Below are 14,284 nucleotides of genomic sequence, written 5' to 3'. Positions count from 1 at the left end.
CTTAATCAATGCAGGGAAAAAGCGCGCGCAGCCTTCTCGGGTGCGCACGAAAAAGCGGCCCGCAAGGGGCCGCTGATTTCACCGTCGGTGTATCCGTCAGTGTATGGGGTGGCGGCTCGCCCGCCGGGCTCAGGCCGCCTGGCTGCAGCGGCGCGCCGCCTGCGCCACGCTGTGCGCGTCCACGCCAAAGTGGCCGCGCAACGCGGCACGCGTGTCACTTCGGCCAAAGCCGTCCGTGCCCAGGGTGAGGAATCGCCTGCCTGCGGGCAGGAAGGCGCGCACGGTCTCGGGCACGGCGCGCACATAGTCGGTGGCAGCAATCACCGGGCCCTGCGTGCCGTCCAGCAGTTGGGCGATCCAGGGCTGGCCAGGTGCCTCACCTGCCAGCATGCGCTGCTCGCAGGCCACGCCATCGCGCGCCAGTTCGCTCCAGCTGGTCACGCTGACCACGGTGGCGGCCATGCCCTCGCTGGCCAATTGCTCGGCGGCCTTGAGCACTTCGGTGAGGATGGCACCAGATCCCAGCAAGGTGACATGCTGCGTGGCACGGCCCGCATCGCCAAAGCGGCCGAACACATAGCCGCCGCGCAGCACGCCTTCGGCCGCGCCCGGTGGCAGGTCGGGCTGGGCGTAGTTCTCGTTCATCAGGGTGATGTAGTAGAAAACGTCGCGCTGCTCGACCAGCATCTCGCGCATGCCGGCGTCCAGGATCACGGCCAGCTCGCCCGCATGCGCGGGGTCCCAGGCCTTGCAGTTGGGAATGGTGGCCGCCACCAGATGGCTGGAGCCGTCCTGGTGCTGCAGGCCTTCTCCGCCCAGCGTGGTGCGGCCCGAGGTGGCGCCCAGCAAAAAGCCGCGCGCCCGCTGGTCGGCCGCCGCCCAGATGGCGTCGCCCACGCGCTGGAAGCCGAACATGGAGTAGTAGATGTAGAACGGCAGCATGGCCAGGCCGTGCACGCTGTAGCTGGTGGCCGCCGCCGTCCAGCTGGCGATGGCGCCGGCCTCGCTGATGCCCTCCTCCAGGATCTGGCCGTCCAGCGCCTCGCGGTAGGACAGCACCGAGCCGATGTCTTCGGGCGCGTAGCGCTGCCCCAGGCTGCTGTAGATGCCCACCTGCTTGAACAGGTTGGCCATGCCGAAGGTGCGCGCCTCGTCCGCCACGATGGGCACGATGCGCGGACCCAGCTGCGCGTCCTTAAGCAGGCCGCCCAGCATGCGCACGAAGGCCATGGTGGTGCTCATCTCCTTGCCGGCAGGCGCCAGCGCGAACTGCGCGTACTGGTCCAGGGCGGGCACGGGCACGCGGTCGCACACCGTTTCACGGCGCGGCAGTGCGCCGCCCAGGGCCGTGCGGCGATCGCGCAGGTACTGCATCTCGGCGCTGTCATCGGCAGGTTTATGGAAGGCCAGGCCCTTGGCCTGCTCGTCACTGAGCGGCAGGTTGAAGCGGTTGCGGAACTCGATCAGGTCGGTCTCGTCCAGCTTCTTCTGGCTGTGCGTGGTCATCTTGCCCTGCCCGGCCGATCCCATGCCGTAGCCCTTCTTGGTATGGGCAAGGATCACCGTGGGCTGGCCGCGATGGGCGGCAGCCGCTGCATAGGCCGCATGGATCTTCACCAGGTCATGGCCGCCGCGCTTCAAGCGGTCGATCTGCTCGTCCGTCAGACCCTGGGCCAGGGCGGCAAGCTCGGGGTTCTGTCCAAAGAAATGCTCTCGGTTGTAGCGTCCGTCCTTGGCCGCGAAGGTCTGCATCTGCCCGTCCACCGTGCCACCCAGCGTGCGTGCCAGGGTGCCGGTGAGGTCGCGCGCAAACAGCCCGTCCCAGTCGCTGCCCCACAGCAGCTTGACCACATTCCAGCCCGCGCCGGCAAACAGCCGCTCCAGTTCATCGACGATGCGGCCATTGCCGCGCACCGGGCCGTCCAGACGCTGCAGATTGCAGTTGACCACCCAGACCAGGTTGTCCAGCCCCTCGCGCGCGGCCAGCGTCAGGGCGCTCATGCTTTCGGGCTCGTCCATCTCGCCGTCGCCAAACACGCCCCAGACCTTGCGCTCCTGGCAGTCCAGCAGGCGGCGGTGCGTGAGATAGCGCATGAAGCGCGCGTGGTAGATGCTGCTGATGGGGCCTATGCCCATGGAGCCCGTCGGGAACTGCCAGAAATCGGGCATCAGCCAGGGATGCGGATAGCTGGACAGGCCCTGCGCGCCTGCAGCCGGCGCGCTGATCTCCTGCCGGTAGTGCTGCAGGTCCTGCTCGGTCAGCCGCCCTTCCAGGAAGGCCCGCGCATACACGCCGGGCGCGCTGTGCGGCTGGAAGAACACCAGGTCGCCCCGGTGCTGGCCCGGCGCAAGCCCCTCCCGGGCATGGAAGAAATGATTGAACCCGGTCTCGAACAGGTCGGCCGCGCTGGCATAGCTGGCAATATGGCCGCCCAGCTCGCCATAGGCCTGGTTGGCGCGCACCACCATGGCCAGCGCGTTCCAGCGCATGATGGACGCCAGCCGCTCCTCGATGGCCAGGTCGCCCGGAAACACCGGCTGCTGCTGCGCCGCCACGCTGTTCACATAGGGCGTGTTCAGGTCAGGCTGCCAGCCCAGGCGCTGCTCGCGCGCCATGCGCGCCAGCTCTTCCAGCACGAAGCGCGCTCGCTGCGGACCTTCTGTGGCGACCAGGGCCAGAAAGGCCTCGCGCCATTCGGCGGTTTCCTGGGGATCGGTATCGATATCGGCCAGCGCGGCCAGTGGCGTGGGTGCGTTCATGTCCGCCACTTTAGGACTGGCAGGCCGGCATGAGCAGCCGTTCATGGATAAGGAAAACGCCATATTCCAGCATTTCATGCCGGTATCTACATAAAATCCGGCACATGAAACTGGACACCATCGACTTACGCATTCTGGCCGAGTTGCAAACGGACGGCTCGCTGTCCAACGTGGAGCTGGCGCGGCGCGTGCATCTGTCGCCTTCGCCATGCCTGGCGCGCGTCAAGGCACTGGAGAAGGCCGGCGTGATCGCGCGCTATGTGGCGCTGGCCAATGCGTCGGCGCTGGGGCTGGGGCTGAATGTGTTCATCAACATCAGCCTCAAGTCGCAGGCCAAGGAATCGCTGGCCGACTTCGAGCGCCGCATTGCCGAGCACGACGAGGTCATGGAGTGCTACCTGATGAGCGGCGACGCCGACTACCTGATCCGCGTGGCGCTGGCCGACATCGGCGCGCTGGAGCGCTTCATCGTGGAGCAGCTCACGCCCATTCCCGGCATAGAGAAGATCCGCTCCAGCTTCACGCTCAAGCAGGTGCGGTACAAGACCGCCCTGCCCCTGCCTGCGGCGGGTTGATCCGACCCCCGACTCAGCCCGCAGGCTTGGCCATCTCGCCGGTGGCGATGCGGCGGCGCAGCTCGCCCAGCACGGCCTTGAGGCGGCGCTCGTTGTCCAGGCCCACGCGCACCAGCATCTTCTGGCCGCTGGACAGGGCCTGCAGCTCAGGGTCGGCGTATTCGTAGCGCACCCAGGGCTGGATGGAGGGCACCTCGCCCTCCACCTTGGTCAGCCGTACCTGCACCGGGCCTGCAGGCTCGGGCGCGGCGCGCAGGTGGTCTATGACGGCAATGAGGCGATCGTTGAAATAGCGGCTGGGATAGCCCAGGTCTTCATAGGCGGTCTGGAACAGGGGGTACAGCCGGGCATAGAGCTTGACGGCCCCGTCCATGGGAATGGACTCGGCAAAGGTCACAAAGGCCTTGTAGCGTGCGGCGTTGGCGGGGGCGATGGCCTGCGCCTCACCCGCCTCTGCCGCGCCCTCCACCGTGAAACGCTGAGGCGCCGGGTGCACGGGCCAAAGCCGTGCAGGGGCCTGGGAACGGGTCAGGTTGTCCACGGTGGCCACGGCGCGGCGCACAAAGCCGTCCATCTGCAGAAAGCTGCCTGCCTTGTCACGGCCCAGCAGGCCGTTGAGGGCCTGGGTGACATGGGCGTCGGAGTCCTGCAGCGCGGGCAGGCCGGAGGCGGGCTGCTCCAGCGCATCGACAGGGTTCTGGGGCTCGGTCAGCTCGGGCGCGGGGACGGGTTCAGGTTCGGAGGGCTGGGTGGACTGGGCGGGCGCCTGCGCCACTTCCGGCGGCGCCTCGGGCACGGGGGCGGGACGCCACCAGTACCACCAGGCCGCGCCCCCCAGGGCAGCAGCCGCCAGCACCACTGCGGCGATGCCAAAAGCCGATGGGCCGGAGGATCTGGCGCGGGGGCGGAAGTCTTGGGGATCGCGTTCTGGCATGGATGGGTCCTTTGGCTTGGGCGGGGGCTGGCAGCTCAGTTGCCGCAGGACGTGCGACAGCAAAGCACACCCAGGGTTCCCCGGCTTTGCTGACACCGGCCCCTGCCTTGTGTTTATAAGCCGCCCCGCTGCCTGCGCAGGCCACCGGGCGCGCCTGGCAACAAGGCGTTACCCGGCTTACCCGGCCGTCTCAGCCCTGGCCCAGATCCTGGAGCCAGGCCATGGCGGCCTGCAGTTCGTCGGGGCGGATCTCATGCATGCTCGGGTATTCGTGGTAGCTCAGTTGCAGCGGCAGGCGCTGCACGTGGCTGCGAATGGCGTGGGCGCTGGTCAGCGGAATGACGTTGTCGTAGGTGCCGTGGCTGACCCAGAGCGACTTGCCGTCAAAGGCCGCATCAGGGGCCTGGTGCGGCAAGGCCTCGGGCAGCAGGCGGCTGTGCCAGCACATGGCGGCGCGCAGCAGCGCGGGCTGGGTCAGCAGCAGGCTGAGCGCCATGATGCCGCCCTGGCTGAAGCCGCCCGCCACGGTTCGCTGGGCAGGGATGTCCAGCCGCGCTCCGGCCTGCTGCACGGTCTGGGCCACCAGGGCGCGGCTGTGCTCTTCCTGCGATGCGTGGATGTGGCGCGTGCCGTTGGCATCCACCGTGAACTGGAACCAGGCATGGGCTGAGGGACCCATGGAAAACGGAGCGCGCAGGCTGAGCACGTGGAACTGCGGCGGCACGAACGATGCGAGGCCGAACAGATCCTGCTCATTGCTGCCAACGCCATGCATGAGCACCAGCAGCCAGGGCTGCTGCCCCGGTGCGGGTTGTGCGGGGCGCTCCAGCGCCACCAGAGGCAGGTCGATCATCACGGACTCCTTGGTTTTTTAGCGATTTCCAGGACCGGGGTGGTCCCGGGCAACGCGCCATTGTGGCGCCTCGCCAAGTCCGCGGCAGCAGGAGGTTATGCCGCCTGCGCGTCCTCGAAGGCCATCGCATCCATGGCCAGGATGGAATACATGACTTCGCGGCTCAGATACCGTGGCCGCGCTGTCGCGCCGGCCGCGCCCAGCGCGAAGTACAGCGGCATGAAGTGCTCTTCGCTGGGATGGGCGCGCCGGGCCGAAGGCGCGCGGGCGCGGTAGTCCAGCAGCGCAGGCAGATCCTGCGCCTGCAGGCGCGATTCGATCCAGCGGCTGAAATCCTGCACGTAGGGCGAGGAGGCGCTGGAGCCGCCGACGGCATGGTCGTCCTGCAGGCCATCCTGGCTGCGCAGGGCCTGCACGGCGTCGTCCACCCGTACCGTGGCCTCGCCCGTGCCGCCCCGGAATTCGCCCAGGTTGTGCGTCATGCTGCCGGAGCCGACGATGAGCACACCCTCATCGCGCAGCCCCGCCAGGGCTGCGCCCAGCGCATGGGTTTCGGCCGGCCCGGCCGAGGCAGGCAGGGACAGCTGCACCACGGGCAGGTCGGCATCCGGCAGCAAATGCATCAGCGGCACCCAGGCGCCGTGGTCGAAGGGCCGCTGCGCGTTGGCGGTGGAGGCAATGCCTGCAGCCTGCAGGCGGTCCATGACTTCCTGCGCCAGCTGCGGCGCGCCGGGGGCCGGGTATTGCAGTTCATAGAGCGCGGGCGGAAAGCCGCCGAAGTCGTGCCAGGTGGAGGGAGTGGCACCGGTCATGACTTCCACGCCGTGCGACATCCAGTGCGGCGACATGACGACCACGCCGCGCAGCGGGCCGTGGGCCTGGCGCAGCGCCCTGCCCCATTGCGCGAGCACAGGGCCGGTTTCACCCGGCTCCAGCGCGAACATGGGAGAGCCGTGGGAGACATAGAGCACGGGCAGCCGAGCACCGGCAGCGGAGGAAACCCGGGAAGAGTAGGGAGCGTGGGAGTCTTGCATTCCCCTAATGTAGGGACGCCCGGGCGCCGCGCCAAGCCGCCAGCGGCAGCACACATTGTTGCGCTGGCCGGGTCAATCCGAATCAATCGTCGCGCGGGCGCCCGCGCAGGGCCTTGGTGGCACCGTGCCGGCTCTTGCTTTCCAGGCGGCGCCGCTGCGACCCCAGCGTGGGCCGGGTGGCGCGGCGCAGGATGGGCTCGGGATAGGCGGCGGCCACCAGCACGTTGAGCCGCTGCAGCGCGGCGCGCAGGTTCTGCTCCTGCGTACGGTGTTGCTGTGCCTTGATGACGACCACGCCCTCGTTGGTGATGCGGCCGTCGCGCAGGGCCAGCAGGCGCTGCTGCACGGCCTCGGGCAGACGCGAGGCGCGTACGTCAAAGCGCAGGTGCACGGCGCTGGAGACCTTGTTCACGTTCTGGCCGCCTGCGCCCTGGGCGCGCATGGCGGTCCACTGCACCTCGTGCAGCTCGATGGGCCGCATGCGCTCAGGCATCCAGCGCAGCGGTCAATGCCGCCACAAAGGCATCGGGACGCTCATGCATGACCCAGTGGCCCGCGCCGGGCACCAGCGCCAGGCCGCGGAAGTCGCGCGCATGGCGTGCAAAGGCCTGGGCCAGCTCCTGCATCATCGGGCCCGGGTAGAGCGCATCGTGCTCGCCATAGATGGCCCATACGGGGCCGTCCACGGCCTGCAGGGCACGCACCAGCACGTCGGTGTGCGAGAGACGGCGGCGCGGAAGGCGGTCACGCTCCACGTTGAGCACATGCAGGGCCAGCGTGCCCTCGTCGATGAGGCTGGCGTCATGCAGCATCAGCGCCTGCAGGTTGTAGCGGTGGGCCACGGCCTGCGCCTCGGGCGTGGCCAGGTGGCGCCAGCCCTTGAGCCGCACGGCCAGGCCCTTGCCCACGCCCATGCCGGGCGCCCCGGCCAGCACCAGGCGCCGGGCCAGCGTGCCGTCGGCAGCGGCCAGCATGCCGGCCGTCATGCCACCGAAGGAGAAGCCGACCAGATCGCACAGCGGGGCGGCGGGCGCGCCGCCATCGGCCAGCAGCTGCCGCAGGCCATGGCGCAGCGGCTCGACCAGGGTGTCGGCATCCTGGCCACCCGGCACGCCGTCGGAATCACCGAAACCGGGCAGGTCGGGTATCCACAGCTGGCGCCCCTGGGCCAGCAGCGCGTCCATGCAGCGCAGCCAGTGCGTCCAGCTGCCGCTGCCGCCGTGCAGCATGACGATGGGCAGCTCGCCCGCGCGTGCCTCGCCCCAGACATGCCAGACCATGTGGCCGTCTTCGGGCTGCGCGGCAGACAGCGGCGTGGTCAGGCGCCGCGCCTGGGCGCGCAGGCGCTCAATGGCGGCGGGCGTATTCACCACTGGGCCACGGCGTCAATGGCCAGGCCGTAGCCGGCCACGCCAAAGCCGCACATCACGGCGCGCGCGGCGGCCGACAGGTAGGAGTGGTGGCGGAAGCTCTCGCGCGCATGCACGTTGCTGATGTGCAGCTCAACCAGCGGCACGCCCGTGCCCTTGACGGCATCCAGCAGGGCCACGCTGGTGTGGGTGTAGGCGGCGGCGTTGAAGATCAGGCCGGCCAGGCGGCCTTCGGCGTGCACGCGGCCGGCTTCGTGGATCCAGTCCACCAGTTCGCCTTCATGGTTGCTCTGGCGGAACTCCAGCCCCAGCCCGTAGCGCGCGCAGGCGGCTTCGCACAGCGCACGCACATCGGCCAGGGTCTGGGAGCCATAGATGGCGGGTTCACGCAGGCCCAGCAGGTTCAGGTTCGGGCCATTGAGGACATAGACGGTTTTCACGGCGGGGACACTCCAGGTTTCCAACGGGCTGGATTATGCGGGTCATCCCCGGCCCGGTCTTGGCGCAGGCGCCACGGAAAAAGCCGCCCCAAGGGGCGGCAAGAGTCGGTTCAGCGCAGTTCAGCTCAGATCAACGGCGCCAGTGGCCATGCCCGTGGCCATGGCCATGGCGGTACTCGCCACGGTAGCCACCCCGGTAACCGCCGCCATAGCCGTATCCGTAGCCGGGAACGACCACGACGGGCGGAGCACGGTAGACTGCGCGCGGCGCGTAGTAGACCGGCGGCGGGGGCGCGTAGTAGATGGGCTGGGGCGGTGCCACATAGACGGGGGCAGGCGCGACATAGACGGGAGGGCCATACATGCCCGGCGAATTCAGGCTGATGGACCATTGCACATCGCCCCGGGCCTGGGCGGCGCCCGAAGCCACCAGGGCGGCCAATGCGAGGCCGGCTGCTGCTGCTCTTGCAACCCACGGGGAAGCTGTCGTTGTCATGGTGTCTCTCCTCGAAGTTGGACAGGCGTGGCAGGCATTGCCGCTGGTGCCGCCTTCCCGCACTTTGGCACAGGGGGACGGCATACGCCCTGCATTCTCAACGCGCGAGAGGGGTCTACGGATGGCAGGCTTTTATACAAGTTTGTTTCCAAATGCCTCAACCCTTGGCTGGCGCGGCTGTCCGAAAGCCGTCCGGAGCGGGTCTGCAGGCGGGCGCCTACAATGCTGCGATGAGCTCTGCTGACGCCTCCCCCATCTCCAAAGATCCGGTCAAACCGAGTAACTTTTTGCGCCAAATCATCGAGGCCGACCTGGCCAACGGTACCCACGCCCAGCGCCGCTGGGGTGGAAGTCCCGGTGATGGCGACCACCACAACCAGGGCCAGGTGGACGTGGCGAAGATCCGCACACGCTTCCCGCCCGAGCCCAACGGCTACCTGCACGTGGGCCACGCCAAGGCCATCTGCCTGAACTTCGGCCTGGCGCGCGACTACGAAGGTGCCTGCCACCTGCGTTTCGACGACACCAATCCCGAGAAGGAAGACCAGGAGTACGTGGACAGCATCATCGATGCCGTCCATTGGCTGGGCTTCGGCTGGAAGGAAGCCGACGGCCACGAGAACCTGTACTTCGCCAGCAACTACTTCGACTTCATGTACCGCGCAGCCGAGTACCTGATCGAGCAGGGCCTGGCCTATGTGGACGAGCAAAGCGCCGACGACATGAAGGCCAACCGCGGCGATTTCTCGCGCCCCGGCGTGGACAGCCCGTTCCGCAGCCGCACGGTGGCCGAGAACCTGGCGCGCTTTCGCGAAATGCGCGACGGCAAGCTGCCCGATGGCGCTGCCGTGCTGCGCGCAAAGATCGACATGGCATCGCCCAACATCAACCTGCGCGATCCCGCCATCTACCGCGTGCGCCATGCCGAGCACCACAACACCGGCAACCAGTGGTGCATCTACCCGATGTACACCTTCGCCCATCCCATCGAGGACGCGCTGGAGCACATCACCCACAGCATCTGCACGCTGGAGTTCGAGGACCAGCGCCCGTTCTACGACTGGCTGCTGGACCATCTGCGCGAAGGCGGCCTGATCGCCGCGCCGCAGCCGCGCCAGTACGAGTTCTCGCGCCTGCACCTGACCTATGTGATCACCAGCAAGCGCAAGCTCAAGCACCTGGTGGACAACGGCATCGTCAGCGGCTGGGACGATCCGCGCATGCCCACCATCGTCGGCCTGCGCCGCCGTGGCTACACGCCCCAGAGCATCCAGGCCTTCTGCGAGCGCATCGGCGTGACCAAGGACTACGCCTGGATCGACTACTCCACGCTGGAAGGCTGCCTGCGCGAGGACCTGGAGAACCAGGCCCATCGCGGCATGGTGGCCCTGGACCCGCTCAAGCTGGAGCTGACCAACTGGGCCGAGGTCTTCGGCAGCGCCGAGCACCTGGAAGCCTGCGAGCTGCCCGCCCTGCCCCACGCCGCCGAAGGCCAGCAGGTGCCGGTGCGCCGCTTCACGCTGGGCCGCGAGGTGTGGATCGAGCGCGAGGACTTCGCCGAAGTGCCGCCCAAGGGCTACAAGCGCCTGTTCCCGGGCAACAAGGTGCGCCTGAAGGGCGGCTACGTGATCGAGTGCACGGGCTGCGAGAAGGATGCCGAGGGCAATGTCACCAAGGTGCTGGCCGCCGTGGTGCCCGACACCAAGAGCGGCACGCCGGGTGCGGACAGCGTCAAGGTCAAGGCCGCCATCACCTGGGTGGGCGTGGCCGACGGCGTGCAGGCCGAGGTGCGCCTGTACGACCGCCTGTTCACCGACCCGCAGCCCGATGCGGGCGGCAAGGACTTCCTGACGCTGCTCAACCCGGACAGCCTCAAGGTGGTGACCGCCTATGTGGAGCCTTCGCTGGCCAACGCGCAGCCTGACGACAAGTTCCAGTTCGAGCGCTTCGGCTACTTCGTGGCCGACCGCAAGGACCACGCACCGGGCAAGCCCGTGTTCAACCGCGCAACGGGTCTCAAGGACTCCTGGGGCAAGTAGGCGCATGGCCCGTTGACGGGCACCTGCACCGCTCCTCCCCGAAGATGGCCCACCATCCTGCTTTGCAGGGGTGGGCCATCGCACATGGGCGCTTTTGCAGGGACCGTGGCCTCAGCACAATGCCAGGCCATGAACCAAGCCTTGCCACAGGCGGCTTCCGCCGCCAAGTTCGACACCTCCCGCGCGGCCGAGTACGAAACGCAAAGCCGCATCGCACTGGCCGGCTACGACGCCTGCCACGAACTGGCGGCCTGCCTGCTGGCCGCCAGCCTGGATGCAGGGCCGAAGTTGGTGCTGATTGGCGGTGCCGGTGGCACGGGCCAGGAGATACTGGCCACGGCGCGGCTCAGGCCGCAGTGGAAATTCACGGCTGCCGACCCCTCGGCCCCCATGCTGGACCAGACCATGGACCGCATCGCCGCAGCGGGGCTGTCGGCCCAGGTGCAGGCCGCTGCCTGCGCCGTGCAGGACCTGCCGGCCGGCACGGTGTTCGACGCGGCCACGCTGATCGGCGTGCTGCACCACGTCCCTGACGACGCGGACAAGCTGCAGCTGCTGCAGGCCCTGTCGGCGCGGCTGGCGCCGGGGGCGCCCTTCATCCTGGCCTGCAACCGCCACCGCTATGACAGCGAGCCGCTGTTCCTTGAAGCCTGGGCCATGCGCTGGCGCATGGCGGGCGTGGACGAGGCCGCTGTCCATGCGAAACTCGGCAAAATCCGGCAGGGCGCGGTTCCACCGGCCTCGGAAGAGGCGGTGGAGCAGATGCTGGCCCTGGCCGGTTTCGTGCAGCCCAAGCGCTTTTTCTCCAGCCTGTTCTGGTGTGCCTGGATTGCCTTCAAGGCCTGACCACTGAAACACCAGAACGCCCGGCGCCGGTTGACCCGTCCCTTTCTCCCTTTTCCCTTTGATTTGCCTTTCAGCATGAACTTCTCCGCACGCCTTCAGCAACTGCCCACCGTCACCCACCTCGCCGCGCTGCAGCTGGCCGATGCCCAGGGCCAGGTCGTGGCCACCATCGAGAACAAGCCCGGCCAGACCGGCTCGCTGGCCGTGTACCACGCGCTGGCCGCGCTGTACGGCGGCAGCATCACGCCAGCGGCCGCCGAGCTGGGCCTGGAGTGGTATGCCGAGCACACGCAGGACGCCATCGCCTTCCCAGGCAAGCACCCCAACATCGACCGCCTGCTGGCCTGGTCCAAGGGTGCCGAGAGCTACCAGGCCCGCCTGATCGCGGCTTGATCGCGGCTTGATCGCGGCCTGAGCGCGGCCTGATCGCCGCCTGACTCAGCCTGGGTAAACACCGCGTCACAGAAGTTGCGCGGACTGGGGGCATCGGCTGACACGCCGGTGTCAACGCAGCGCGCACTTTGGCGTTCAAATGACATGTGCCTTGCCGCTTCGGCGCGCAATGCTTTCCTGTCCAGGAGAACGCAATGCTGCAATCAGCCGTGCCCACAGCACGCACCACGGCCCGCTCAACTTCCCACGCTGGCGCCCTGCGCCTGAGCGTGCTGGGCGTGGCCGCCGCCCTGGCGCTGAGCGCCTGCAACGAATCCCAGGACAAGCCCCCGCAGGCTGCCAGCGCGCCGCTGCAGCCTGCCACCGAAAGCGCCCAGCCCGTCGCCACGCCCGTGGCCTATGTGCCGCCTTCGGCCGAGACGCTCTACCAGATGGTGGCGCCCATTGCGCTGTACCCCGACAAGCTCGTGGCCCAGGTGCTGGCCGCCTCCACCTATCCCGACCAGGTCGGCGCCGCCGAGGTGTGGATGGGGCAGAACCCCGGCCTCAAGCCCGAGGAACTGCAAAACGCCGTCAACAGCCAGGACTGGGACCCTTCGGTCAAGTCGCTGGCGCAGTTTCCCAATGTGCTGGCGCAGCTGTCATCCAACGTTCCCTGGACCACGGCCCTGGGCAAGGCCTACTACAACGATCCGGCCGATGTGATGAACGCCATCCAGGTGATGCGCCAGCGCGCCTACAAGGCCGGCACGCTCAAGGACTCCAGCCGGCTCAAGGTGGCCGTGGCCACGGCCGATGCTCCGCCCCCCGTGCCCCAGCCCGCACCGCAAGCCGTGGGCGAGCCGCTGTCGTCCATGCTGCCCGTGCCGGTGATCGACACGCCGCCGCAGTTCATCGAGATCGCACCTGCCCAGCCTGACACCGTCTATGTGCCGCAGTACGACCCGGGCGTGGTCTATGGCGAGCCGGTGCCGATGTACGGCGGATACCGCCCCATCGTGGCGCCGCAACCCGTATACGTGGGCAGTTCGGCCGCGCCCGTGGTGGCGGGGCTGATCGGCTTCGGCGCAGGCGTGATCCTGGCCGAGTCCGTGGACCGCCGCCCCTGGGGCTGGAACTCCTGGGGCATGCGCTGGGGCGAGCCCGGCTACCGCTGGCACCGCAACGAACCGCCGCCACCGCCCTCGCGCCGCCCGGCCGTGATCTACAACAACAACACCTACGTCTCGCGCTCGACCACGGTGGTGCAGAACATCCACAACACGCGCATCAACAACGTTGGCAACGTCACCCACATCGCGAACAACCCGCACTTCGAGCCGCGCCGCCCTGACTTCCCGCAGCAGGGCGGTGATCCTCGCTCGGGCGACCCGCGCTCCGGTGACCCTCGTTCTGGTGACCCTCGTTCTGGTGACCCTCGTTCTGGTGACCCACGTTCAGGCGGCATGGCCGCTGCGGCCCTAGCCGGTGCCGCAGGCATGACCGGCGCCGCCGCAGCAGCGCACTCCGGCATGTCCCAGCGCCTGGGCCTGAGGCCGCCGCAGGGCAGCCCGCCCCCGTCCGCCCAAGGCATGGTGCCGCCCGGCGGCGCCCAGGGCTTTGCCCGGCACGATGGCGCCGATCGCGGACGCCCGGGCCTCAGGCCCGATGACCGGCCCCAGGCCTCGCTGCAGCCCCGTATGAACCCGGTGCCGGCCTCGCAGCCGGGCCAGTTCGGCAAATGGCCGCAGTCCCCTCAGTCTGCGCAATCGGCCCCCTCATCCCCATCGGGCACCGCGCAGCGACCCGCGCCAGCACTGCCTGCGGCAGCCATGCAGGGTGACAGGGGCCGCGACTCCCGCGTGCCTTCCTGGTCTTCCGCAGCCACGCAGCAGGGCATGAGGCCACAGGACAGGCAGGACCGCGACCGCTCCATGGCCGATGCAGCGCGCCAGCGCCAGCAGCAACAGCAGCAAATGGAGACGCAGGCCGCCCGCCTTCGCGGCGAGGAACAGGCGCGCCAGCAACAGCAGCGCCAGGCCCAGATGCAGGCCCAGGCGCAGATGCGGGATCAGGCGCGTGACCAGGCCCAGGTTCAGGCGCAAGCCCAGGCCCGTCAGCAGGCCGAGCGCGATCGCCAGGCCTTGCAGCAGCGCTCCCAGGACCAGGCGCGCCAGCAGCAAATGCAGCAACAGCAACAGCAACAGCAACAGCAACAGCAGCAGCAGCAGCAACAGGCACGCGCACAGGAGCAGATGCAGGCCAGGATGCAGGCCCAGCAACAGGCCCAGCAGCAGGCGCAAAGACAGGCCCAGATGCAGGAGCGGCAGGCGCAGCAGCAAAGACAGCAGCAGTTCGAGGCTGCCCAGCAGCAACGCATGCAGGCCCAGCAAGCACAGCAGGCCCAGGCACAGGCGCGTGCCCAGCAGCAACAGGCCCGCGCACAGCAGGAGCAACGCCAGCAACAGCAGCGCATGGCCAACGCGGCCCGCCCACAGGAGCGGCGCGGCGGGCGTGACGAGCGCCGGGACCGTTGAGCGGCGCGCAAGCGCATTTGAATGCCAT

Annotated in this window: 13 protein-coding genes; 5 read left to right on the top strand and 8 right to left on the bottom strand. The window is 68.6% G+C overall.

Annotation, left to right across the window (positions count from 1 at the left end):
* Positions 1 to 129 precede the first annotated feature (129 nt).
* Positions 130 to 2,760: an alpha-ketoglutarate dehydrogenase gene (gene mdeB, locus ACUTR7_RS28315; RefSeq protein ID WP_445610334.1), complete on the bottom strand. Its 2,631-nt coding sequence runs from the start codon at positions 2,758 to 2,760 to the stop codon at positions 130 to 132.
* A 104-nt stretch (positions 2,761 to 2,864) separates the two neighbouring features.
* Here mdeB and ACUTR7_RS28310 point away from each other — a divergent pair, with 104 nt between their 5' ends.
* Positions 2,865 to 3,335 carry an Lrp/AsnC family transcriptional regulator gene (locus tag ACUTR7_RS28310; RefSeq protein WP_012204416.1) on the top strand — a complete coding sequence of 157 codons (471 nt, stop codon included), beginning with the start codon at positions 2,865 to 2,867 and terminating at the stop codon, positions 3,333 to 3,335.
* 13 nt (positions 3,336 to 3,348) lie between these two features.
* Here the strand turns inward: ACUTR7_RS28310 and ACUTR7_RS28305 are convergent, their stop codons facing one another.
* The 7 genes from ACUTR7_RS28305 to ACUTR7_RS28275 all read right to left on the bottom strand — a co-directional run bounded on the left by ACUTR7_RS28305 (position 3,349) and on the right by ACUTR7_RS28275 (position 8,462).
* Complete coding sequence (locus tag ACUTR7_RS28305; protein ID WP_445610333.1) at positions 3,349 to 4,269, bottom strand: DUF3014 domain-containing protein; 921 nt, start codon at positions 4,267 to 4,269, stop codon at positions 3,349 to 3,351.
* A gap of 190 nt (positions 4,270 to 4,459) precedes the next feature.
* Complete coding sequence (locus ACUTR7_RS28300; RefSeq protein ID WP_202758538.1) at positions 4,460 to 5,122, bottom strand: alpha/beta hydrolase; 663 nt, start codon at positions 5,120 to 5,122, stop codon at positions 4,460 to 4,462.
* 95 nt (positions 5,123 to 5,217) lie between these two features.
* Positions 5,218 to 6,156 carry a DODA-type extradiol aromatic ring-opening family dioxygenase gene (locus ACUTR7_RS28295; RefSeq protein ID WP_445610332.1) on the bottom strand — a complete coding sequence of 313 codons (939 nt, stop codon included), beginning with the start codon at positions 6,154 to 6,156 and terminating at the stop codon, positions 5,218 to 5,220.
* Positions 6,157 to 6,238: 82 nt separating this feature from the next.
* Entirely contained in the window at positions 6,239 to 6,649 is a 411-nt protein-coding gene (gene arfB, locus ACUTR7_RS28290; RefSeq protein WP_017405644.1) for an alternative ribosome rescue aminoacyl-tRNA hydrolase ArfB, read from the bottom strand.
* A complete protein-coding gene (locus ACUTR7_RS28285; protein ID WP_445610331.1) occupies positions 6,642 to 7,526 on the bottom strand; it encodes an alpha/beta fold hydrolase in 885 nt (294 codons plus the stop codon). Before ACUTR7_RS28285 ends, arfB begins: the two co-directional genes overlap by 8 nt.
* Positions 7,523 to 7,966 (bottom strand): type II 3-dehydroquinate dehydratase, encoded by a 444-nt coding sequence (gene aroQ / locus ACUTR7_RS28280; RefSeq protein ID WP_034391566.1) that lies wholly within the window; start codon positions 7,964 to 7,966, stop codon positions 7,523 to 7,525. Before aroQ ends, ACUTR7_RS28285 begins: the two co-directional genes overlap by 4 nt.
* 130 nt (positions 7,967 to 8,096) lie before the next feature.
* On the bottom strand, positions 8,097 to 8,462 hold the full coding sequence (locus ACUTR7_RS28275) for a hypothetical protein (protein WP_445610330.1): 366 nt from the start codon (positions 8,460 to 8,462) through the stop codon (positions 8,097 to 8,099).
* A gap of 230 nt (positions 8,463 to 8,692) precedes the next feature.
* Between ACUTR7_RS28275 and ACUTR7_RS28270 the strand changes: the two genes are divergently transcribed.
* From ACUTR7_RS28270 to ACUTR7_RS28255, 4 genes are all read left to right on the top strand, one after another.
* A complete protein-coding gene (locus ACUTR7_RS28270) occupies positions 8,693 to 10,501 on the top strand; it encodes a glutamine--tRNA ligase/YqeY domain fusion protein (protein ID WP_445610329.1) in 1,809 nt (602 codons plus the stop codon).
* 129 nt (positions 10,502 to 10,630) lie between these two features.
* Positions 10,631 to 11,347, top strand: a complete 717-nt coding sequence (locus ACUTR7_RS28265; RefSeq protein WP_445610328.1) for a class I SAM-dependent methyltransferase — start codon at positions 10,631 to 10,633, stop codon at positions 11,345 to 11,347.
* 75 nt (positions 11,348 to 11,422) lie between these two features.
* Positions 11,423 to 11,740, top strand: coding sequence for a DUF2322 family protein (locus ACUTR7_RS28260; protein ID WP_013803391.1), 318 nt, complete (start codon positions 11,423 to 11,425; stop codon positions 11,738 to 11,740).
* Between the two features lie 194 nt (positions 11,741 to 11,934).
* Positions 11,935 to 14,256, top strand: coding sequence for a DUF3300 domain-containing protein (locus ACUTR7_RS28255; protein WP_445610327.1), 2,322 nt, complete (start codon positions 11,935 to 11,937; stop codon positions 14,254 to 14,256).
* Positions 14,257 to 14,284 lie beyond the last annotated feature (28 nt).

The organism is Delftia sp. NA_296.1, from assembly GCF_052692095.1.
This window is presented reverse-complemented; position numbering and strand designations above follow the sequence as displayed.